The sequence below is a fragment of the Streptomyces sp. LX-29 genome, from assembly GCF_029541745.1.
Lineage (GTDB): Bacteria > Actinomycetota > Actinomycetes > Streptomycetales > Streptomycetaceae > Streptomyces.
Genome location: NZ_CP089746.1, coordinates 3,521,016 through 3,541,193, shown reverse-complemented (window position 1 = coordinate 3,541,193; position 20,178 = coordinate 3,521,016). Strand labels below are relative to the sequence as shown.

The 20,178-nt window shown below is 73.4% G+C and carries 16 protein-coding genes and 1 pseudogene; 13 read left to right on the top strand and 4 right to left on the bottom strand.

Going from position 1 to position 20,178, the window contains the following annotated elements:
- Positions 1 to 171 precede the first annotated feature (171 nt).
- Complete coding sequence (locus LRS74_RS15105; protein WP_277741492.1) at positions 172 to 798, top strand: RNA polymerase sigma factor; 627 nt, start codon at positions 172 to 174, stop codon at positions 796 to 798.
- The gene (locus tag LRS74_RS15100) at positions 795 to 1,439 is read left to right on the top strand and encodes a hypothetical protein (protein WP_277741491.1); all 645 of its coding nucleotides are present in this window, start codon (positions 795 to 797) and stop codon (positions 1,437 to 1,439) included. Before LRS74_RS15105 ends, LRS74_RS15100 begins: the two co-directional genes overlap by 4 nt.
- Positions 1,440 to 1,879: 440 nt before the next feature.
- On the opposite strand, the gene LRS74_RS15095 is transcribed toward LRS74_RS15100, so the two are convergent.
- A complete protein-coding gene (locus LRS74_RS15095; protein ID WP_277741490.1) occupies positions 1,880 to 4,132 on the bottom strand; it encodes a SulP family inorganic anion transporter in 2,253 nt (750 codons plus the stop codon).
- 318 nt (positions 4,133 to 4,450) lie between these two features.
- Here LRS74_RS15095 and LRS74_RS15090 point away from each other — a divergent pair.
- A pseudogene (locus LRS74_RS15090) lies at positions 4,451 to 5,749 on the top strand (hypothetical protein); the annotation flags it as partial.
- A 714-nt stretch (positions 5,750 to 6,463) separates the two neighbouring features.
- Here LRS74_RS15090 and LRS74_RS15085 read toward each other — a convergent pair.
- Positions 6,464 to 7,453 (bottom strand): ATP-binding protein, encoded by a 990-nt coding sequence (locus LRS74_RS15085; protein WP_277741489.1) that lies wholly within the window; start codon positions 7,451 to 7,453, stop codon positions 6,464 to 6,466.
- A gap of 101 nt (positions 7,454 to 7,554) precedes the next feature.
- On the opposite strand from LRS74_RS15085, the gene LRS74_RS15080 reads away from it, so the two are divergent.
- Positions 7,555 to 8,379: a Fic family protein gene (locus LRS74_RS15080; RefSeq protein WP_277741488.1), complete on the top strand. Its 825-nt coding sequence runs from the start codon at positions 7,555 to 7,557 to the stop codon at positions 8,377 to 8,379.
- A 794-nt stretch (positions 8,380 to 9,173) separates the two neighbouring features.
- On the opposite strand, the gene LRS74_RS15075 is transcribed toward LRS74_RS15080, so the two are convergent.
- Positions 9,174 to 10,007 (bottom strand): HAD family hydrolase, encoded by an 834-nt coding sequence (locus LRS74_RS15075; protein ID WP_277741487.1) that lies wholly within the window; start codon positions 10,005 to 10,007, stop codon positions 9,174 to 9,176.
- A 455-nt stretch (positions 10,008 to 10,462) separates the two neighbouring features.
- Between LRS74_RS15075 and ssd the strand changes: the two genes are divergently transcribed.
- From ssd to LRS74_RS15040, 7 genes are all read left to right on the top strand, one after another.
- Complete coding sequence (gene ssd / locus LRS74_RS15070; protein ID WP_277741486.1) at positions 10,463 to 11,572, top strand: septum site-determining protein Ssd; 1,110 nt, start codon at positions 10,463 to 10,465, stop codon at positions 11,570 to 11,572.
- Positions 11,569 to 12,753 carry a TadA family conjugal transfer-associated ATPase gene (locus tag LRS74_RS15065; protein ID WP_277741485.1) on the top strand — a complete coding sequence of 395 codons (1,185 nt, stop codon included), beginning with the start codon at positions 11,569 to 11,571 and terminating at the stop codon, positions 12,751 to 12,753. Before ssd ends, LRS74_RS15065 begins: the two co-directional genes overlap by 4 nt.
- Entirely contained in the window at positions 12,750 to 13,688 is a 939-nt protein-coding gene (locus LRS74_RS15060) for a hypothetical protein (protein ID WP_277741484.1), read from the top strand. Before LRS74_RS15065 ends, LRS74_RS15060 begins: the two co-directional genes overlap by 4 nt.
- Positions 13,685 to 14,497, top strand: coding sequence for a type II secretion system F family protein (locus LRS74_RS15055; RefSeq protein ID WP_277741483.1), 813 nt, complete (start codon positions 13,685 to 13,687; stop codon positions 14,495 to 14,497). The genes LRS74_RS15060 and LRS74_RS15055 overlap by 4 nt, the downstream gene beginning before the upstream one ends.
- A 221-nt stretch (positions 14,498 to 14,718) precedes the next feature.
- Positions 14,719 to 14,928, top strand: a complete 210-nt coding sequence (locus tag LRS74_RS15050) for a DUF4244 domain-containing protein (RefSeq protein WP_277741482.1) — start codon at positions 14,719 to 14,721, stop codon at positions 14,926 to 14,928.
- Positions 14,915 to 15,346 (top strand): TadE family type IV pilus minor pilin, encoded by a 432-nt coding sequence (locus LRS74_RS15045; protein WP_277741481.1) that lies wholly within the window; start codon positions 14,915 to 14,917, stop codon positions 15,344 to 15,346. Before LRS74_RS15050 ends, LRS74_RS15045 begins: the two co-directional genes overlap by 14 nt.
- Entirely contained in the window at positions 15,343 to 15,696 is a 354-nt protein-coding gene (locus LRS74_RS15040) for an Rv3654c family TadE-like protein (protein WP_277741480.1), read from the top strand. Before LRS74_RS15045 ends, LRS74_RS15040 begins: the two co-directional genes overlap by 4 nt.
- Before the next feature lie 110 nt (positions 15,697 to 15,806).
- Here LRS74_RS15040 and LRS74_RS15035 read toward each other — a convergent pair whose 3' ends face one another.
- Positions 15,807 to 18,272 carry a DEAD/DEAH box helicase gene (locus LRS74_RS15035; protein ID WP_277741478.1) on the bottom strand — a complete coding sequence of 822 codons (2,466 nt, stop codon included), beginning with the start codon at positions 18,270 to 18,272 and terminating at the stop codon, positions 15,807 to 15,809.
- Between the two features lie 134 nt (positions 18,273 to 18,406).
- Between LRS74_RS15035 and bldG the strand changes: the two genes are divergently transcribed.
- Both bldG and LRS74_RS15025 read left to right on the top strand, forming a co-directional pair.
- Positions 18,407 to 18,748 (top strand): anti-sigma factor antagonist BldG, encoded by a 342-nt coding sequence (bldG, locus tag LRS74_RS15030; RefSeq protein ID WP_014178436.1) that lies wholly within the window; start codon positions 18,407 to 18,409, stop codon positions 18,746 to 18,748.
- 118 nt (positions 18,749 to 18,866) lie between these two features.
- Positions 18,867 to 19,319 (top strand): ATP-binding protein, encoded by a 453-nt coding sequence (locus LRS74_RS15025; protein ID WP_277741477.1) that lies wholly within the window; start codon positions 18,867 to 18,869, stop codon positions 19,317 to 19,319.
- Positions 19,320 to 20,178: the final 859 nt, after the last annotated feature.

Genomic DNA, 20,178 nt, shown 5'->3' with positions numbered 1-20,178 from the left:
TTTCGCGCCGCACCGGCCTCCGCGGGTGCCAGGCCGGCCTGCGCGGGGGCCCGGCTTCTTCGGGCGCCGGTCCGGCTGCCTCGCGCCTCGCTCAGGCGGCAGGCGTCGTGTAACGCTCTGCGGCCCTCCTGCCAAGTAGAGGTGAAGGCAGGCAGGCGAGAGGACGAAGCAGTGCACCCAGCGAGAGATCCGGTCGCGTTCGAGGAGTTCTACCGGCGCCATATCGACGGCGTCACCCGCTTCGTGGCGCGCCGGGTGGCCGATCCGTACACCGTCGCCGACCTCACCGCCGAGGTGTTCCTCGCGGTGATCGACTCCGGGCACACCTACCGACCGGGCCGGGGGAGCGAGACGGCCTGGCTGTACGGCATCGCCCGTAACGTCGTCTCGGCCGAACGGCGCCGCAGCGCACGGGAGTCCGCGCTGGGCGCGCGGATCGCCGGACACCGGCTGCTCGACTCCGACGACGTCGCGCGGCTGGAGGACAAGCTCGACGCGGAGAGCGTCGGGCGCCGCGCGCTGGCCGCGCTGGAGGGTCTCCCCGAAGGGGAGCGCGCGCTCCTGGAGCTGGTCGTCGTCGACCAGTTGACGGTTGCCGAGGCCGCCGCGGCGCTCGGCATACGGCAGGTCACCGCGCGGGTGCGGCTGCACCGGGCCCGCAAGGCGCTGCGCGCGGTGACCCAACGGCCCGCGGCGGCGCCGGAGTCCGGCGCCGCGCCCCACCCGACTCCGACCTCGACCCGCCCGGGCGGCGCCCGGCTTGCCCACTCCAGGGAATACGCAAGGGGAGAAGCATGAAGACGACCTTCGAGGACCGGCTGCTGGCTGAGCTCACAAGCGAGATGCGGCTGGACTCCGCGATCCGGACCGAGCCGGTGGCACGACGCCGTCTGGTCACCGTGCGCCGGGCCGCGCTGGGGCTGGCGGCCTGCGGCGCGGCGGCGGCCGGCGCCGTCGCCCTGCCGGGGCCCGCGACGACGTCCGCGTACGCGGTCGAGAAGCACTCCGACGGGACGGTCACCGTCAGCGTCGAGGACGCCTCGTTCAGCCCGGAGCAGCAGCGTGGACTGGCGCGAGAGCTGCGAAAGGCCGGCGTGAAGGCGGTGATCGACAACCCGCCCGCCGGCATGGGGTGTGCGCCCACCCGCGGCCGGCAGGAGGGCCGGATCGGCTTCACCGACGGCGCTCCGACCGACGAGGATCCGACGGAGGCGGCCGGGAAGACGCCGGCACCCGAACCCACCGCAGGCGACGCGGCACCCAACGAGGGCTGGGACCTCGGACACGAGCTGAAGCCCGGTGACACCCTCACCATCGAGAACCGGCGCCTCACGTGGTCCGCGGGGGACGACGACAGGCGGTCGGTGGTGCTCGGCGTCTACCGCGGCGAGGTCGGCCCGTGTGTACCGGAGCGGCTCGGCGACGAGCTCTCCGACTGACCCGCCGAGAAGGCCCGTCAGGTGAACACGACCGGCTCACGCGGCCGGTGACGCGACCCGGCACACGCGGCCGGTGACGCGACCGGACGGGCCTACCGGGGGAAGGCCGTCGCGGTGGTGTGCAGTCGGCGCCACGCCACCGCGACGGGCGAGCCGGGGGCGGCGGTGTGAGGAAGGCGGAGCTGCCCGGAGGACGGAGCCGTCGGGGAACGGACGCTTCGGGGGGACGGGGGATTCGGAGGGGACGGGGGACTCGGAGGGGACGGAGGCTTCGGGCGGATGGGGGCTTCGAAGGAACGGCCAGGGGTGGGCCTCGGGGCAACGGGTGCGGTCAGGGGCGGGTGGTGTCGGCGGCGGCTGTCTCGGGGCCGGTGGTGTCGGGACGGCCGCCTCTGAGGGACGGCCGTGTCGGGGGACGGCCGTCTCGGGGGACGGCCAGGTCAGGGGTGCACGACGTCCAGCACCTCCGGTCGCACCGCGCAGAACGTCGCCGTCCTGCGGTCCAGCACATACGCCTGCGCCTCGGCGACGTGGAAGTACATCCCGTGCAGCGCGAGCCGGCCCTCGGCCACGCTGCGGGCCACGCACGGGTGCGCCATCAGGTGCTCCAACTGCTGCACCACATTGACCAGGGCCAGCCGCTCCACGTCGTCGGCGACCGGCCGGTCGGCGAGGGCGACCTCGCCGCGCCCCAGCCGTCCGATGCGGCCCATCCGGGCCAGACTGGGGCGCCCGTGGCGCAGCCAACGGGCCAGCGGCGTCTGGGCGCCGGGCTCCTGGGAGGAGCCGAGCAGGGCCTGCATCGCGCCGCAGCCGGAGTGCCCGCACACCGTGATGCTGCTGACCTTCAGCACCTCCACCGCGTACTCGATCGCCGCGCCGACCGAGTCGCAGGCGACGGGGGCACCGGGGGGCGGGACCAGGTTCCCCACGTTGCGCACGGTGAACAGGTCACCCGGGCCACTGGAAGTGATCATGCTGGTCACCAGCCGGGAGTCGGCGCAGGTGAGGAAGAGCTGGGTCGGCCGCTGCCCCTCGCGCGCCAGTCGGGCCAGCTCCTCCCGGACCAGCGGCGCCGTGTTGCGCTGGAAGGCGCTCACCCCGCCCAGCAGCTGGCCTTCACCGGGCCCGCCGGGGCGGCTGGTCGGTGTGGGCCGGGTGCAGTGGTGGTTGCGCCAGGGTGTCCACGGGCGGCAGATGTGCGCGCTGGCGGGCTCGGCGATCGGCCGTCCGTGGCGACCGCTGAGCGCGACCCAACCCCCCTGCGCGCGATGCCCGTTCGACCAGGACTGCAGGGCGTCGTAGGCGGCGTGGTCCATGAACGAGCCGCCGAGCTCGATCACGGCGTTCGCCTCGGCGGGCACCTGGGAGAGTGCCCGGGAGAGCCGGGGCACCGCGAGGAAGGTCAGCTGGCCGTCGACGCGCACCCGGTGCCGGTCGGCCTCCTCGATGACGGTGATCCGCGTACGGGTGAGCCGGCGCAGCGAGGTGAAGACGGCGACCGTGATGCCGACGGCCACCCCCTGGAGCACGCCGAGGAGCACGACGCCGCCCAGCGTGGCCGCGTAGACGGGGAACTCGCGGTGCCGCTGCACATGCCTGATGTGGGCGAAGCTCACCATCTGCACGCCGACGACCATGACCAGCGCGGCCAGCGCGGCGAGGGGGATCAGCTCCAGGGCCCCGGCCAGCAGCCCCGCGCACAGCACCACCCAGAGGGCGTGCAGCCCGGCGGAGCGCCGGGAGACGGCGCCGGCCTTGACGTTGGCCGAGCCGCGGATCGCCCCGCCGGCGATCGCCATGCCGCCCAGCAGCCCCGAGACGACGTTGGCCGCGCCCTGGCCGGCCAGCTCGCGGTCCAGACGGGGTGCGGGGACCCTGCCCACGCCCGGCCGCTCGGCGTGCAGCCGCTCCACGGCGACGGCGGACAGCAGCGACTCCATGCTGGCCACGAGCGTGACCGTGAGCACCGCGGCGATCAGGCCGAGCGCCGGTCCGTCCGGCACTCCCGGGAGGGCGTGCAGCCGCCAGGACGGCAGATCGACCCGGGGCAGCGTGGTGGAGACGCTGGCCGCGGTGGCGATGGCCACGGCGGCCAGCGGCGCCGGGACCGTGCGCAGCGCCCGCCCCGCGGATCCGGGCAGCCGTGGCCACAGGACCAGCACGGCGACGGTGACCGCCCCGATCGCCAGGGCGGCCGGATGCGGGTGGCGGAGCTCGGCCGGCAGGGCGGCGAGGTTGCGGAGCGCCGACGCGTCGGGCCGCTCGCCCAGCAGCACATGGAGCTGACCGATCGCGATGACGACGCCGATGCCCGCCAGCATGCCGTGCACGATCGCCGGGCTGATGGCGAGCGCCGCGCGGGCCACCCGCAGGGCGCCCAGGGCGAGCTGCGCCAGGCCCGCGCACACGGTGATCGCGCAGGTCGTGCGCCATCCGTACCGCTGGACGAGGTCGGTGGTGACGACGACCAAGCCGGTCGCGGCGCCGCTGACCTGGAGCGGCGCGCCGCCGAGCAGGCCGGCGACCAGCCCGCCGACCGCGGCCGCCACGAGCCCGGCCTCCGGCGGCGCCCCGGTGGCCAGGGCGACGCCGAGAGAGAGCGGGATGGCGATCAGGAAGACCACGATCGAGGCGGAGACGTCGCGGCGCCAGCCGGTCCTGTCGATCCGGTTCAAGAGCTGCTGAGACATTGCCGTCTCCTCCCGGGGCTGCGCGGCCGTGAACGGAGTCCGCGGTCGTGGGTCACGGTGGGTGATGGTCTGATTACTCCCAAGCGCTAGTAAACGAATCGTAATGCCGAGTAAAGGTCCCGAGAAGTCTTTTTGATCAGAGTGGCGGCCAGGTTCCGCCGTTCGAGTGAATATTCGTTTCAAGTGGCTTGTCGCTATTTGTCCGCTTAATGCGCTATGCGAGGTTTGCCCGGCGTTCTGAGGGCGTGTGAGACGCACACGCACGGACCGGCATGCGGCCCCGGAGTGACGGCCGGAGCAGAGGAGAGGAGGTGGCTGATGGCGGCCGGGAGGAAGTTCACGGTGGTGCTCGCCACGACGGCCGTGCTGGCCGCTGCGGCGGCGGGCTGCTCGACGGGGCCGCGATCGGAGCGGGCCCCCGCGAACCAGGCGGCGGAAGGCGCGGCTCCGCACGGCGGCCAGGACGGCCGCAAGGGCCACCGGGTCCCCAGGGGAGGCAAGGGAGGCAAAGGACAGCAGGGGCACGCGGCGCCGAAGCCGGGCGCGCCGTCGGTCACGCTCATCGGTGACGGCTCGACCGCGTACACCGGGCCGCAGCCGCGGCAGCCCACCCCCCACCGCCTGAGACCGGGCGAGGCGCCGCCGCAGTTCGTGGTCTTCTCCTGGGACGGCGCGGGCGAGGACGGCCAGCGCCTCTTCTCCCGCTTCCGCAAGGTCGCCAAGCGCAGCGGCGCGACGATGACCTACTTCCTCAGCGGCGTCTATCTGCTGCCGGAGCACCGGCGCGACCTCTACGACCCGCCCCGGCACTCCCGTGGCGCCTCCGCCATCGGCTTCACCGACGTCCGGGGCGTCCGCAACACCGTGGAGCAGCTCCGTGGCGCCTGGCTGGAGGGCAACGAGATCGGCACCCACTTCAACGGGCACTTCTGCGGACCGGGCGACGGAGTCGGCACCTGGACGCCGCAGGAGTGGCGGAGCGAGATCCGCCAGGCCGAGTGGTTCGTGGCCCACTGGAAGACCACCTCCGGCATCAAGGACGCCAAGCCGCTGCCGTTCGACTACCGCAAGGAACTCGTCGGTGGCCGCGCGCCCTGTCTGGAAGGGCAGCGGAATCTGATTCCGGCCGCCCGGTCGCTGGGCTTCCGCTACGACGCCAGTTCCAGCGGAGGACACCAGGTGTGGCCGGGCAAGTTGGGCGGGCTCTGGGATTTCCCCCTGCAACAGATCCCGGTTCCGGGCCGCGCCTTCGAAACGCTGTCGATGGACTACAACTTCCTCGCCAACCAGTCGGGCACCGCCCGCGGAAACCCGGCGATGCACGCGGGCTGGGGCCGCCAGATGCGCGACGGCATGTTCGCCGCCTTCGACCGGGCCTACGACGGCAATCGCGCTCCGCTCTTCATCGGCAACCACTTCGAATCATGGAACGGCGGCACGTATATGCGCGCCGTCGAGGAGACCATCGAGACGCTCTGCCCGCGTGAAGGGGTGCGCTGCGTCTCCTTCAAGCAACTGGCCGACTGGATGGACGCGCAGGATCCCGAAGTCCTCGCCCGACTGCGCGCTCTGGCGGTCGGCGAGCGGCCGCCGGGCGGCTGGGCGTCCTATCTGGCCGCTCCCTTCGAAACGGACTCCAAGCCTCCCAAGAAGCATCACGGGCCGGCGTCCAAGGCGCACAAGAACGAGAGGGATAAGGCCAAGGGGCATAAGGGGAAGGGGCATAAGACCCACGGCCCTGAGAGCCAGGCGCGCAAGGGCGAGCAGGGTGGCGACGTCCACGGACGCACAGGGGGAGCGGTGAAGCGGGAGCGCCCGACGGCGGAGGCGCACAAGAACCCTTCACTCAAAGCCGACGGACACAAGGCATATGGGCAGCCTGACGGCCACAGGACTTATGGGCGCGACGCCCGCGGGTACCAGGCCCATGGCCGCGAGGCCCGCGGCTCTGAGGCGGGCGGGTCTGACGCGGGCGGGCACGCGGTGCACGCACGCCAGGGGCGGCCGCACAAGGCCGTGAAGGGGCACGCCGAGAGGCGGCCCGGCGGCAGGGAGCGGACGGAGAAGCGCGGCACGCAGCGGGACCGGAAGGCGGTCCAGCCGGGCCGGCGGCCAGAGGGCGGCAGGGACGACGGTCAGGGTTAGCCGGGGCGGAGGCCGAGAGCTGCCGGGGCGGCGGCCGGCCGGCGGCCAGGCCCTCGTCCCGAACAGCCAGACGGCCAGCCGGCCCCAGGGCTGAACGGGCAGCCGGTCAGACGGCCAGCCGGCCCCAGGGCTGAACGGCCAGCCGGTCAGACGGCGAGCCGGTCCGACGGCTGAACGGTCAGCCGGTCAGACGGGCTGAGGGCTCGCGGCCAGCCGCTCGTCGAGGACGAAGCCGGGGTCGACCTGGGTCGCCAGGTCGGCGCCCGTGCGCTCATTGCCCCAACTCGCCGCGTTCTTCAGATGGAAGTGCACCATCTGTCGGGTGTAGCGCCGCCAGTCCCGGCGCTCGTACGCGGCGTCCGCCGTCTCGTGCAGCGTGCGCAGGGCGCGTTGGTTGGCCTCCTCCAGCAGCTCGAAGCGACGCGGCCGACCCTTCTCCGTCGCCCGCACCCAGTCGGAGTGGCCGAAGGTCACCAGCAGGTCGTCGCCCACCTCGTCGTGGAGGAAGTCGACGTCCTCGGGGCCCTGCACCTTGTTGCCCACCACGCGCAGAGCGATGCCGAATTCGCGCGCGTAGTCCTTGTACTGGCGGTAGACGGCGACGCCCCGGCGGGTGGGCTCAGCCACCAGGAAGGTCATGTCGAAGCGGGTGAACAGGCCGGAGGCGAAGGAGTCGCTGCCCGCGGTCATGTCGACGACCATGAACTCCCCTCGGGTGTCGATGAGATGGTTCAGGCACAGCTCCACCGCGCCCACCTTGGAGTGGTAGCAGGCGACGCCGAGATCGGACTCGGTGAAGGCACCGGTGGCCAGCAGCCGTACCTGGCCGTCGTCGAGCGCGACGGTGCGCGCGCAGGCGTCGTAGACCGGGTTGTCCTCGTCGACGCGGAGCAGGCGCGACCCCTCGCCGGGCGGGGTTGTCTTGATCATGGCGTCGGCGGAGGCGATGCGGGGGTTCGTTCCGCGCAGATAGTCCTTGATCAGCGGCAGCTGGGCGCCCAGAGCGGGCAGCGTGGCGGCCTCCGCCTCGTCCAGACCCAGCGCGACGCCGAGGTGCTGGTTGATGTCGGCGTCCACAGCGATGACCGGCAGGCGGGCGGCTGCGAGGTGGCGGATGAACAGGGACGACAGCGTCGTCTTGCCACTGCCGCCCTTGCCGACGAAAGCGATCTTCATGTTCATCGACACTAGTGGGCGCCCTGTGTCGCATGGTGCGAATGCGTGAAGAAGACCACTCCAATGGGGGGTGTAGGCCGCGGTTGCGTAGTGTCGTACCCATGAGTAGTAGGACAGCTGATCCGCTCGCCGCCCTCGGCGCCCTGCCCGGCGTGGCCGACTCGGTGGAGGCCGTGCGCACGGCGGTGGACCGGGTCTACGGCCACCGCGTGATGCGCCGCCGCAGCAATGAGGTGACCTCCGAGGCGGCACTGCGCGCCGCGCGTGCCTCGGCGGCGCTGGCGGGCGCCGACTGGGCGCTCGAAGAGGTGCGTCGCCGCACCGACTTCGGCGCGGAGGGCGAGCCGCGCACCGTGGGCGCGGCGCTCCGGCTGACCGCGGAGGCGGGGCAGCTGCTCAGCGTCTGGCGCCAGTCCCCGCTGCGGGTGCTGGCCAGGCTGCACCTGGTGGCGGCCGGTGGGGCGAGCCCCGACGACACCGTGGGCCGGCCCCGACAGGCCGCCGAACCGGTGAACGAGCCGCTGGTGACGCTGGCGCTGCCGGACGCGCAGGAGATGGCGGGACGGCTCGACGGGCTGGCGCGGCTGCTGCTGGCGGGCAGCTCGGCGCCGGCGCTGGTCAAGGCCGCCGTGGTGCACGGCGAACTGCTCGCCCTGCGACCCTTCGCCTCGCACAACGGACTGGTCGCCCGGGCCGCCGAGCGCATCGTGCTGATCGACAGTGGGTTGGACCCCAAGTCGATCTGCCCGGCTGAGGTCGGCCACGCGGAGCTGGGGCGTGAGGCGTACGTCGCCGCGCTGGAGGGTTACGCGTCCGGCACTCCGGAGGGTATGGCGGCCTGGATCGCGCACTGTGGGCGCGCCGTTGAGCTGGGCGTGCGGGAGAGCACGGCGGTGTGCGAGGCCCTCCAGCGCGGAGCGGCCTGACCACGGCACGGGATCCTGCCGCCGCGATCCGGCGTTCACTTCCGACCATGGCGTGGCGGCGGCCCCTCCTCCGGGACCTGTCAGTTCGAAGGGGTGGGTCGCGGGTCGCGGGGCCGTCAGGCTCAGGGGCGGCGCGGGTTCGTGGCCCTGGCCGTGGTCGGCCGTCCTCGATGTGCCGTCGTCCGACGGGGTGTTGTCCGACGGGGTGTTGGGACCGGATGTCCGGGCGCGGCCGCGTCGCCCGAACCGGCGAGGCGGCGTCCGGCGGTTCGTCCCCGTCCGGGGACTTCCGGCCCGGGCCCACTCGCTCGCGCCGGGAACGGTCGCTCCGATTGCCGCTGATTCCGGGCGGCCTTTCGGTCTTCTGGGGCGAACCGCCCCCGGGTTGAGGTCGTACGCCTCGGAGGGAACCCTTCACCTCGGACGGAACCCGGACAGAAGTCGTACGTCTCGCACAAGGGCCATGCGTCTCGGGCAGGAGGGGTCATGCGTCCCGGACAGGGTTGCGGCGGTACCGAAACCACCGGTACCGCCGCTGGCACGTCCGCCGGGTTACCAAGCGTCCTCGATATATGCCCATCAGGCCGGGTGCTTTGCCCGTCACCTGGTGCGGCTGGCCCGTAATCGACGGGTCGACGTCGCGTGGGTGCCCAACGTTCATGCTCGGTCCGTGGGGCCTTGGTGCGTTCGGGGAGATCCTCCCGGATACCCCTGGGTCTCGCGGGCCGTCAAGTCCTTTCTACTCCTGCCCGGGGCGAAGCGGAACCCCTCGGCGCAGATCTTTGCTATTCCGGTCAAACACGTACATACGGTACGCGGCGCCGACTGGCGTACCAGACCAGGCCCGCGGTGGCCGCGGCCGCGCCCACGGCGGCGGCCACCAGGACCGGCCGCGGCGGCATCGACAACGAGGGGAGGCGCTGCTTGAGGCGGACCGGGCGGCTGAAGGAGAGAACCGGCCAGTCGCGGGCGATCGCCTCACGGCGCAGGGCCCGGTCCGGATTCACGGCGTGCGGGTGGCCGACGGATTCCAGCATCGGGATGTCGGTCACCGAGTCGCTGTAGGCGTAGCAGCGCGCCAGGTCGTACCCCTCGGTCTCGGCGAGCTCGGCGATGGCCTCCGCCTTGGTGGGGCCGTAGGCGTAGTACTCCACCTCGCCGGTGAAGACCCCGTCCTCGACGACCATGCGGGTGGCGATCACCCGGTCGGCGCCGAGCAGCTCGCCGATCGGCTCCACGACCTCGGCGCCGGAGGTGCTGACGATCACGACGTCGCGGCCGGCGGCATGGTGTTCCTCGATCAGCGAGGCGGCCTCGTCGTAGATGATCGGGTCGATCAGGTCGTGCAGAGTTTCCGCGACGAGCTCGCGCACCTGCTGCACGTTCCAGCCGCGGCAGAGCGCCGAGAGGTACTCGCGCAACCGCTCCATCTGCTCGTGGTCCGCACCTCCCGCAAGGAAGACGAACTGCGCGAACGCGGTCCGAAGTACGGCGCGGCGGTTGATCAGTCCGCCTTGGTAGAAGGACTTGCTGAACGTGAGAGTGCTCGACTTCGCAATGACCGTCTTGTCCAGGTCAAAGAAGGCGGCTGTGCGCGGCAAGGAGTGGTTTTCCACGAGCCAGAGCATAGGGGCCCTCCATTCGGCGTAAGCTGGGGCGCGTGGGTTTGCCTGAGAAGGCCTTCGGGTACACCATGGAAGTCACGGATCGTTCGCGACCGTGCTAACCCGGTCCGACTCCTCCCCCCCCGAGTCGGCCGTGGGGACGACCCCCGCTCTCCCCCCCGGCGGGGGTCGTCGCATGTCCGGGTGCGTTTTCACCATTCTCATCGGATCTTCCGCCTCCCATTCGGCCCCAAGTGGCGTACCGGCCCCTTGATCCTGCGCGGTAACTGTGGGTAATCGCTAGAGTGCTCTCCGGAAGTCACCGGTATAGGTGATTGAGATATTCACAACTGATGAGTTGTCCACAGATTTGGACCAAGATCCCCAAGATTTCCCGGATCGCCGCACCGTGATTCTCGTCGGCGTTCGCGCGTGCTGTTCGCGGACGTGAAAGCGCGTAACGAGATGGGGAGGGGACCGTGGCGGGATCCAACACGCCCGAACGGGTTGTGCCTACAGATGGGCGGCAGGCCAGACCGCTGATCGTCACGGAGGACGACGAGCTTCTCGACGACCTTTTGCGTTTGTGTGCGGCGGCCGGAGCCGGGCCCGAAGTGGCCCTCGGCTCATCCGCGCAACGCGGAAGTTGGGAAGGCGCGCCGCTGATTCTGGTCGGCGACGACTGTGCCGCCGGGCTCCGCGGGTTCCCGCGCCGGACCGGCCTGCTCCTCATCGGACGGGACCTCGACGACCAGGGCATCTGGCGGCGCGCGGTGGATCTCGGGGCCGACCATGTGCTGTTCCTGCCGGACGACGAGGCATGGCTGGTGGACCGGATCGCCGACGCCGCGGAGGGCACGGGTCTCCAGGCCCTCACCCTCGGCGTCATCGGGGGCCGTGGCGGTGCGGGGGCGAGCACCCTCGCCTGCGCTCTGGCCGTGACGGCCGCCCGCGCGGGGCGGCGCACCATGCTCATCGACGCCGACCCGCTCGGCGGGGGCCTGGACGTGCTGCTCGGCGGAGAGGGCGCGGAGGGGCTGCGGTGGCCGGCCTTCGCGGCGTCGCGCGGGCGTGTCGCCGGGAGCGCGCTGGAGGAGTCGCTGCCGGAGCTGCACGCCCTGCGGGTGCTCAGTTGGGACCGCGGCGACTCGGTGGCCATCCCACCCGCCGCCATGCGATCGGTGTTGGCCGCCGCCCGGCGGCGCGGTGGGGTCGTGGTGGTGGACCTGCCCCGGCGGATCGACGAGGCGGCCGCCGAGGCCCTCGCCCAACTGGATCTGGGACTGCTGGTGGTGCCCGCGGAGCTGCGCGCCATCGCGGCAGCCCACCGGGTGGCGGCGGCCCTGAGCCCGGGGCTGCGAGATCTGCGGGCCGTCGTCCGTGGGCCGTACGCATCGGGTCTGGACGACGAGGAGATCGCGCGGTTGCTCGGCCTGCCCCTGGCCGGTGAGGTGCCCCAGGAGCCCGGGCTGCCGGAGGCCCTGGACGGCGGGCAGCCGCCGGGCGCCGGCGCGCGCGGGCCGCTCGCCCGGTTCTGCGCGGAGTTCTGGGCCCGTGCGCTGCCCGGCGCGGGAGGGGGCGCGGTATGAGCGTCAGCACGCGACCGGGACCGGAGCGGATGGAGCTGTTGGACGCCGTGCGGCTGCGGCTGGCCGAGAGTGGGGCGGAGGCGACGCCCGCGCGGGTGGCCGCCGCCCTCCGCGAGGAGGGCCGGCTGCTCGGCGACACGGAGGTGCTCGGCGTCGTCGCCGCGCTGCGCTCCGAACTGGTCGGAGCCGGGCCGTTGGAGCCGCTTCTCGCCGCGCCCGATGTCACCGACGTCCTGGTCACCGCGCCCCGCGAGGTGTGGGTGGACCGCGGGACCGGGCTGGAGCGGACGGACGTCCGCTTCCCCGACGCGGCCGCGATCCGCCGGCTGGCCCAGCGGCTCGCCGCGGTGGCTGGACGGCGGCTGGACGACGCCCGGCCGTGGGTGGACGCCCGGCTTCCCGACGGCACCCGACTGCACGCCGTCCTGCCGCCGGTGGCCGTCGGCTCGACCTGCCTGTCGCTGCGGGTGGTGCGGCCGCGCGCCTTCTCACTCGCAGAGCTGGTGGCGGCGGGGACCGTGCCGCCGGAGGGCGAGCGTCTGCTCCGCGCGATGTTGGAGGCCCGGCTCTCCTACCTGATCAGCGGCGGCACCGGCTCCGGGAAGACCACGCTGCTGAGCACCCTGCTGGGCCTGGTCGGGCCGAGCGAGCGGATCGTCCTGGCGGAGGACTCGGCGGAGCTGCGGCCCGACCACCCCCACGTGGTGAGACTGGAGACGCGCCCGGCCAACCAGGAGGGCCGCGGCCAGGTGACGCTCCGGGACCTGGTGCGGCAGGCCCTCCGCATGCGGCCGGACCGGCTCGTGGTCGGTGAGGTGCGCGGTGCCGAGGTCCTGGAGCTGCTGGCGGCCCTGAACACCGGCCACGAAGGGGGCAGCGGGACCGTGCACGCCAACGCCGCGGCCGATGTCCCCGCCCGGCTGGAGGCGCTCGGCTCCACCGCCGGACTCGACCGCGCGGCGTTGCACAGCCAGCTCGCGGCGGCGCTGTCGGTCCTGGTCCACCTCGTGCGGGACCGGGGCGGCCGGCGACGGATCGCCGAGCTGCACGTGCTGAAGCGCGATCGGGCGGGGCTGGTGACGACGGTGCCGGCGGCCGTGTGGGGCCCGGACGGGCTGGAGCGGGCGCCCGGCTGGCAGCGCCTCCAGCGGCTGTGCGAGCGGGGCGGGAGCGCCGCATGACGGGCGTGGAGGCGATGGCGGACACGCTGCCGCTGTACACGGCGGTCCTCTGCGCGGGCGCCGCGGCCTGGCTCACGGGCGGGCGGGAGCACGAACTGCGCCGGGCCCGGCTGATGTTCACCGGAGGCGGTGCTGCGCCCGTGGAGGGCGCGCGGACCGACACCCGACAGCCCGCGGTCCGGCTGGCCGGCCTGACCGCCGCGGCACGCGAACGTTGGCGTGCCCGCTCCAGCGGGCGGCTGGGCCCCGAGGTGCTCTGTCTGCCGGCCGGCTGCCTGCTCGCCCTGTGGGGCGCCTCGCTGCTCCCGTTGCTCGGCGCCACCGCCGCCGTACCGGCCGTGGGGCGCTGGCGGCGGGCGCGGGAGCGGCGCCGAGAGCGCGAGCGCCGGGCCGCCGAGGTGATCGAGTTGTGCGGGGCGGTCACCGGGGAGCTGAGAGCCGGACGGCAGCCGGGGGAGGCGCTGCTGGCCGTGTCGGCGGACGGCCTCGGACGGCACTGGCCCCTGGTGCGGGCGGCCGCCCGCTTCGGTGGGGACGTGCCACGGGAGCTGCGCCGGGCCGCACGAGCGCCCGGCGCGGAGGGGCTCATCGGGATCGCGGCGTGCTGGCAGGTCGCGGTCGACGGCGGCGCGGGACTGGCGGCCGGACTGGACCGGGTGGGCGTGGCGCTGCGGGCCGAGCGGGACCGGCGCGAGCACCTGCGGGCGCAGTTGGCGTCGCAGCGCACGACGAGCGCCATCCTCGCCCTGCTCCCCGTGGTCGCGCTGCTGCTGGGCAGCGGGATGGGCGCCGACCCGCTGCGTGTGTTGCTGCACACCCCCGCCGGGCTGGCGTGTCTGCTGACGGGTGGACTCCTGGAGTGGGCGGGTGTCGCCCTCACCGCGCGGGTGTTGCGGGCCGCGGCCGTCCCGGAGACGACGGAGGCGAGCCGATGAGCGGCGAGTTTGTCCACAGGCTGGGGATGGCGGTGTCGGCCGCGGCTGCTCTGCTGTGCACGGCGATGGCCGTGGCGGAAGCCCGGCGGGAGCGCGCCGCGCGGCGGCGGGCGACCCGCGCCCTCGGCGCCGAAGCGGAACGTGGACGTCGGCGGGCCCGAGCGGCGCCCCGCGGCCGATGGCTCCACGGCGCCCGCGCGACCGCCCTCCGACGCTGGTTGCCGGCGGTGGCCATCGCCTTGAGCTGTGTCGCCCTCGTCGGCGGCATCTGGGGTGGCGCGCTGGGGCTGGCCGCGGCGTACGGCGTCACCCGGTGGCAGCGGCGCGACCGAGCGGTCCAGGACGGGCCCGCACGCCACGCGGGGCGCGTCGCGCCCCAGCTGCCCCTGGCCGCCGATCTGCTGGCCGCCTGCCTGGCCGCCGGCGCCGGCCCACGGGAGGCGGCGGAGGCCGTCGGCCGGTCGCTGCGCGGTCCGGTCGGCGAGCGGCTCGCGCAGGCCGCCGCCGAACTGCGGCTGGGGGGTGACCCGGCCCACGCCTGGGGGCGCCTGGCCGCGCTGCCCGGCGCCGGCCCGCTGGCCCGGTGCCTCGAGCGGGCCGGAGCCACCGGCTCCCCCGTAGTCGAGACGGTCTCCCGGCTGGCCGCCGACTGCCGGGCCGAACAGGGGAGGGAGGCGACAGAACGAGCCGGAAAGGCGCGGGCGCGGGCGGTGATCCCGCTGGGGCTGTGCTTCCTGCCCGCCTTTCTGCTGATCGCGGTCGTGCCGGTGGTGATCGGGCTGACCGACGGTCTGTCCCGAGGCATCTGAGACCGGTGGAGTGACACATGAGACGGCCGGTGGAGCGACACATGAGACGGCCGGCGATGGAGAACGTGCGAGATGGCGTGCGCGGGGCGGCGTTCGCGCGGCAGTGCCCGTGCCGACAGGGGTGAACAGCCGGCATACGTGAGACGGCGCGCGTGGGTCCACGCGCGATCCGACGAAAGCAACTGACGCGACATCAGAGTCGCGCATCGAAGGGGGATGTGATGGTCAATCGATGGTGCGTCCGGCGGTATGCGGAGATCGCGACCGGCCTGAGGGCGCGTGCGGACGCCGGGATGGCCACCTCGGAGTACGCGGTCGGCACGCTGGCGGCATGTGCCTTCGCCGCCGTGCTCTACCGCGTGGTGACCGGCGGGACGGTCAGTGGCGCGCTGCAATCTCTGATCGAAAGGGCGCTCGATGCCCCGTTCTGACGCCTCCGGCGCCTCCGGCCGCACCGACGCGCCACTCGGTGCGGCCGGCCCCGACCCGGAGAGTCCGACCTCCGACAGCGGGTTCATCACGGCGGAGGCGGCAGTCGCCACCCCGGTGCTGGTGCTCTTCGCGGTGGCCCTGATCTGGGGCCTGATGGCCGCCTCGGCGCAGATGCAGTGCGTGGACGCGGCACGTGCCGGGGCACGTGCCGCCGCGCGGTCCGAGCCGACGGCGGCCGCCGTGGCCGCCGCCCGTTCGGCCGCTCCGCGGGGCGCGCAGGTCGTGGTGCGTCGCGAGGGCGACCTGGTGCGGGTGCGGGTGGTGGCCCGCGCGGCCGGGCCGGGCCCGCTGGCGGTGCGGCTGCAGGGAGAGGCGGTGGCGCTGGCCGAGGACACGGTGGGGGAGGCGGGGGCATGAGCCGTACCGACGACCGCGGCTCGGCCACGGTCTGGGTCGCGGTGGCCGCCACGGCGCTGTGCGCCCTCTTCGCGGGGCTGATGATGTTCGGCCAGGTCCTGGTGGCTCGGCACCGCGCGGGCGGTGCGGCCGACCTGGCGGCCCTCGCGGCGGCCGACCACGCGCTGGAGGGCCCGCGCGCGGCGTGTGGCCTGGCCCGGCGGGTGGCCGCCGCGCAGGGGACGCGCGTGGTGCGGTGCGAGGTGCGTGGCGAGATCGCGGACCTCACGGTCGAGGCCCGCGCCGGGCCGTTCGCGCCACGGGTGCGCTCCCGGGCCGGTCCGCCGAGCGCGATCCCGCCCGAGCCCTGACCTCGCCCCGCTTCGGCGATCTCCTCCACGGCGGTGGCCGTCGGGGCTGGCCGCGGGCCGCGACGGTGCCGCCTCCCGCCTGGGGCGAGGCGATGCCCCAGCGGGAGGCTTCAGCCGGAGCCGGAGCCGGAGCCGGAGCCGAAGTCGGAACCGGAGCCGGAGTCGAAGTCGGAACCGGAGCCGGAGTCGAAGTCGGAATCGGGGTCGGACTCAGAGGCGGCGGTGGGAGCGCCGGCGAGGAGGGTGGTGAGCAGCCGAATGGCGGCCTTCTTGTCGAGCGGGTCGTTGCCGTTGCCGCATTTGGGGGACTGGATGCACGACGGGCAGCCGGAGTCGCACTCGCAGGAGGCGATGGCTTCGCGGGTCGCGGTGAGCCATCGGGCGGCGGTGTGGAAGGCGCGTTCGGCGAAGCCCGCACCGCCGGGGTGGCCGTCGTAGACGAAGACGGTCGGCAGCAGCGTGTCCGGGTGGAGCGGGATCGAGACGCCGCCGATGTCCCAGCGGTCGCAGGTGGCGAAGAGGGGCAGCATGCCGATGGAGGCGTGCTCGGCGGCGTGGAGCGCACCGCCGAGCGCCTCCGGTGGCACGAGCGCGTCGTCCAGCTGGCCCTCGGTGACCGTCCACCACACGGCGCGGGTGCGGAGCGTCCGGGGCGGCAGGTCCAGTTTGGACTCGCCGAGGACCTCACCGGTGATCAGCTTTCGACGCAGATAGGAGACGACCTGGTTGGTGACCTCGACCGAGCCGAAGCAGAGCCGTGCGTCGCCCCACGGCACTTCGGTGGTGGTCTCCAGGATGGAGACGGAGGTGGTGTCGCGGGCCGTCGTCGTGTACGGCGGGTCGGCCTCCTCGACCAGAGCGACGGCGTCGTCGAGGTCGAGCCGCCGGACCAGGTAGGAGCGGCCCTGGTGCAGGTGGACGGCGCCGTCGTGCACGGTGGTGTGGGCCGCCGCGGCGTCCACGGTGCCCAACAGCCGCCCGGTCTCGGCCTCCACGACCTGGATCGGCTTGCCGCCCGCGCCCCGGATATCGGTGAGGTCGGCGGCGCGCTCGCGGCGGGTCCAGTGCCAGGCGGTCGCCCGGCGTCGCAGGAGCCTGCGCTGCTCCAGTTGCGGCATCAGCTCGGCTGCCGCGGGACCGAAGAGCTCCAGGTCGGCCTCGGTGAGGGGCAGTTCGGCCGCGGCCGCGCACAGGTGGGGCGCGAGCACGTACGGGTTGTCCGGGTCGAGGACGGTGGACTCCACCGGCTGCCGGAACAGGGCGTCCGGGTGGTGGACGAGATAGGTGTCCAGCGGGTCGTCCCGGGCCACCAGGACCGCCAGCGCTCCCTGGCCGGTGCGCCCGGCCCGGCCGGCCTGCTGCCACAGGGACGCGCGGGTGCCCGGGTAGCCCGCGAGGACCACGGCGTCGAGACCGGCGATGTCCATGCCGAGTTCGAGCGCGGTGGTCGCGGCGAGCCCGAGCAGCCTGCCGGAGTGCAGGGCCCGCTCCAGGGCACGCCGCTCCTCGGGGAGGTAGCCGCCCCGGTAGGCGGCGACGCGGGAGGGGAGTGAGTGGTCGACGGCGGCGAGGCGCTCCTGGGCGATCAGCGCGATGAGCTCGGCGCCGCGTCGGGAGCGTACGAAGGTGACGGTCCGGACCCCCTGGACGGCGAGGTCGGTGAGCAGGTCGGCCGACTCGGCGGTGGCGGTGCGGCGCACCGGGGCGCCGCGCTCGCCGTGCAGCTCGGTGAGGGGCGGCTCCCACAGGGCGAAGACCAGCTCGCCGCGGGGCGAGGCGTCCTCGGTGATCTCCGCGACCGGCAGTCCGGTCAGCCGGGTCGCCGCGCGGGCCGGGTCGGCGGCGGTGGCGGAGGCGAGCAGGAAGACGGGGGAGGAGCCATAGCGGGCGCAGACGCGGCGCAGCCTGCGCAGCACCTGGGCGACGTGCGAGCCGAAGACGCCGCGGTAGGTGTGGCACTCGTCGATCACCACGTAGCGCAGCGTGCGCAGGAAGGAGGACCAGCGGGCGTGGCCGGGCAGGATCGCGCGGTGCAGCATGTCCGGGTTGGTGAGCACGTAGTTCGCGTGGTTCCGGACCCACTCGCGTTCCTCGACCGGGGTGTCGCCGTCGTAGACCGCGGGACGCACGGCATGGCCGAGCGGCGCGGCCAGTTCGCTCACGGCGCGCCGCTGGTCGGCGGCGAGGGCCTTGGTGGGCGACAGGTAGAGCGCGGTCGCCCCCCGCCGCCCCGGGGCCTCCGCGCCGTCCAGCAGGGCGCTGAGGACGGGGGCGAGGTAGGCGAGCGACTTCCCGGAGGCGGTGCCGGTGGCGACGACGACGGACTCGCCACGCAGCGCGTACTCGGCGGTACGCGCCTGGTGCACCCACGGGTGTTCGATTCCGCAGGCCCGGAAGGCGTCGACCACTTCCGGTCGGATCTCCTGAGGCCAGGGGGCATGGGTTCCGGATCGCGGGGGCAAGTGCTCCGTATGAGTGATGCGCGTAGCCCGATCGCTCCCGCCGGTCAGCTGCTCCAGGATGGACCGGGGGGAGGGGCGTATGCCCGCGTGCCGCGGGAGTTGGTTGTGCGCCATTGACACCGAGTGTGTCACCGGAGTGACGGACAATGGGCTCAAGGCGTCGTGCACGCCTGCCGTAAGTGATTGAATGCCATCGCGGCTGCCGATCCATGGGGGGCGACCGCTCGATGCAAGGTGCTGGAGGATCCGTGGACCTGTCCCTGTCGACCCGGACCGTTGGCGACCGCACGGTCGTCGAGGTCGGTGGCGAGATTGATGTATACACCGCGCCCAAGCTGCGCGAGCAGCTGGTCGAGCTTGTCAACGACGGCAACTACCACCTGGTCGTCGACATGGAGGGCGTCGACTTCCTCGACTCCACCGGGCTGGGCGTCCTCGTCGGCGGGCTCAAGCGAGTCCGGGCCCACGAGGGCTCTCTGCGCCTGGTCTGCAACCAGGAGCGCATTCTCAAGATCTTCCGCATCACCGGCCTGACCAAGGTGTTTCCGATCCACACCTCGGTCGATGACGCCGTTGCGGCCACTGACTGAGGCGTTTGACTAGATTAGTAAGTGCCTTTAGTCGGCAGCCGCGGGAAGACAACAGGGGGTACCGGGTGCAGTCGCCCGGCCCCCTGAGATGCACGCCCGTACGTCCGAGGGGGATGGCATGGCCACCGTCGAACTCCGCTTCAGCGCCCTGCCGGAGCATGTCAGGACCGCACGCCTCGTCGCGGCGGCGGTGGCGCGCAGGGCCGGGGTGGACGAGGCCGTGCTCGACGAGGTGCGGCTCGCCGTCGGTGAGGCGTGCAGCCGCGCCGTGGGGCTGCATCGCAGCAACCGGCTGTCCGCCCCGGTCCGGGTCGTGCTGATCGAGGACGAGAAGAGGTTCTCGATCGAGGTGGGCGACGAGGTGCCGCACGGCCCCGCCGCCGGGGCCGGTGCGCCTGGTGGCCAGGGCGGCCCGCCTACGGGGCCGGGCGAGGCCGCTGCCGAGACTGAGGATGAGATGGGCCTCGCAGTCATCAGCGGGCTCGTCGACGACGTCGAGGTCTCGGCCACCGAAGCCGGCGGCGTGATCCGGATGAGTTGGCCCACCACACCCGCGCCCGTGCTGCCGTAATCCGCCCACCGCGGCCGGCGGCGGTATCCCGCCCCCGCGGCCGTTGGTCGCCTAGTCCGCACCCACGCCCCACGCCGCCCGTAGTCGCGCGTTCTCGCGCTGTCACGCGCGGCGTCGCTGAACCGGTCCTGCGTTCGTTGACCCGGTTGGCTCACACGCCACACGCCACACGCCACACGCCACACGCCACCACACCCCCGCGCCCTGTAGGGCCGCTCACCGGCCTCCTCCGGCCCTGGGGTGCCACTCCGCCGCCGCCCCGCCTTCCGGGCCGGGCAATGCCGCCACAGCGGCCCCTCGTCGCCCCACGGGGCTCTGCGAGCCGTACCAGCACCCGCCGGGTGTCCCGAGGGCGGCGGACCGGTGGGGACGACCGCGTTCCCTCGCAACGATCGATCGACGGCACGACCCGTCCCATAGCGGTGCGGGCGGTCGCGGGTGGTCCGCAATGAGCCGTTACGCCACGTAGCCGATCCCCCTCGGCGACTGTAGTCGCGGCCTCACGTCGCATCCCGCGCACCTCCCGTCCCGGAGCGCGTCGACATCGCTTCGGTCCGCTCCGGCGATCCACTCCGACGGGTGGTTTTCGGGGCTTCCTGGCGTGTCGGAGCGGTGTTTCGCACCTGGTGATCATCGGGTGTTGAGATCATTAATTGATCATTTTAAGAGCCACCCGGGTTGATCGTCAGCGAATTGCGACGCTTCCTTCGTCCGGGCGAATTCCCGAAGCGCAAACCTATTGATCTTCGCTGGTGCAGGCGAATTCCCTTTGCGGCGCCCTGTTTTGATCTAGTGCGGCTCCCTACAATCCGTCCACATCTCGAGCTCAGGACGCCTGAGCGTGGCGGCTGTTCTGCGG

What these genes read in the sequence shown, in the direction of transcription:
- LRS74_RS15055 (WP_277741483.1), top strand. Translation starts at nt 13,685, where the DNA reads ATGAGCGGCGAGTTTGTCCACAGGCTGGGGATGGCGGTGTCGGCCGCG.
- LRS74_RS15035 (WP_277741478.1), bottom strand. Translation starts at nt 18,272, where the DNA reads ATGGCGCACAACCAACTCCCGCGGCACGCGGGCATACGCCCCTCCCCC.
- LRS74_RS15050 (WP_277741482.1), top strand. Translation starts at nt 14,719, where the DNA reads ATGGTCAATCGATGGTGCGTCCGGCGGTATGCGGAGATCGCGACCGGC.
- LRS74_RS15085 (WP_277741489.1), bottom strand. Translation starts at nt 7,453, where the DNA reads ATGAAGATCGCTTTCGTCGGCAAGGGCGGCAGTGGCAAGACGACGCTG.
- LRS74_RS15040 (WP_277741480.1), top strand. Translation starts at nt 15,343, where the DNA reads ATGAGCCGTACCGACGACCGCGGCTCGGCCACGGTCTGGGTCGCGGTG.
- LRS74_RS15045 (WP_277741481.1), top strand. Translation starts at nt 14,915, where the DNA reads ATGCCCCGTTCTGACGCCTCCGGCGCCTCCGGCCGCACCGACGCGCCA.
- LRS74_RS15100 (WP_277741491.1), top strand. Translation starts at nt 795, where the DNA reads ATGAAGACGACCTTCGAGGACCGGCTGCTGGCTGAGCTCACAAGCGAG.
- LRS74_RS15095 (WP_277741490.1), bottom strand. Translation starts at nt 4,132, where the DNA reads ATGTCTCAGCAGCTCTTGAACCGGATCGACAGGACCGGCTGGCGCCGC.
- LRS74_RS15025 (WP_277741477.1), top strand. Translation starts at nt 18,867, where the DNA reads ATGGCCACCGTCGAACTCCGCTTCAGCGCCCTGCCGGAGCATGTCAGG.
- LRS74_RS15060 (WP_277741484.1), top strand. Translation starts at nt 12,750, where the DNA reads ATGACGGGCGTGGAGGCGATGGCGGACACGCTGCCGCTGTACACGGCG.
- LRS74_RS15065 (WP_277741485.1), top strand. Translation starts at nt 11,569, where the DNA reads ATGAGCGTCAGCACGCGACCGGGACCGGAGCGGATGGAGCTGTTGGAC.
- LRS74_RS15075 (WP_277741487.1), bottom strand. Translation starts at nt 10,007, where the DNA reads ATGCTCTGGCTCGTGGAAAACCACTCCTTGCCGCGCACAGCCGCCTTC.
- LRS74_RS15080 (WP_277741488.1), top strand. Translation starts at nt 7,555, where the DNA reads ATGAGTAGTAGGACAGCTGATCCGCTCGCCGCCCTCGGCGCCCTGCCC.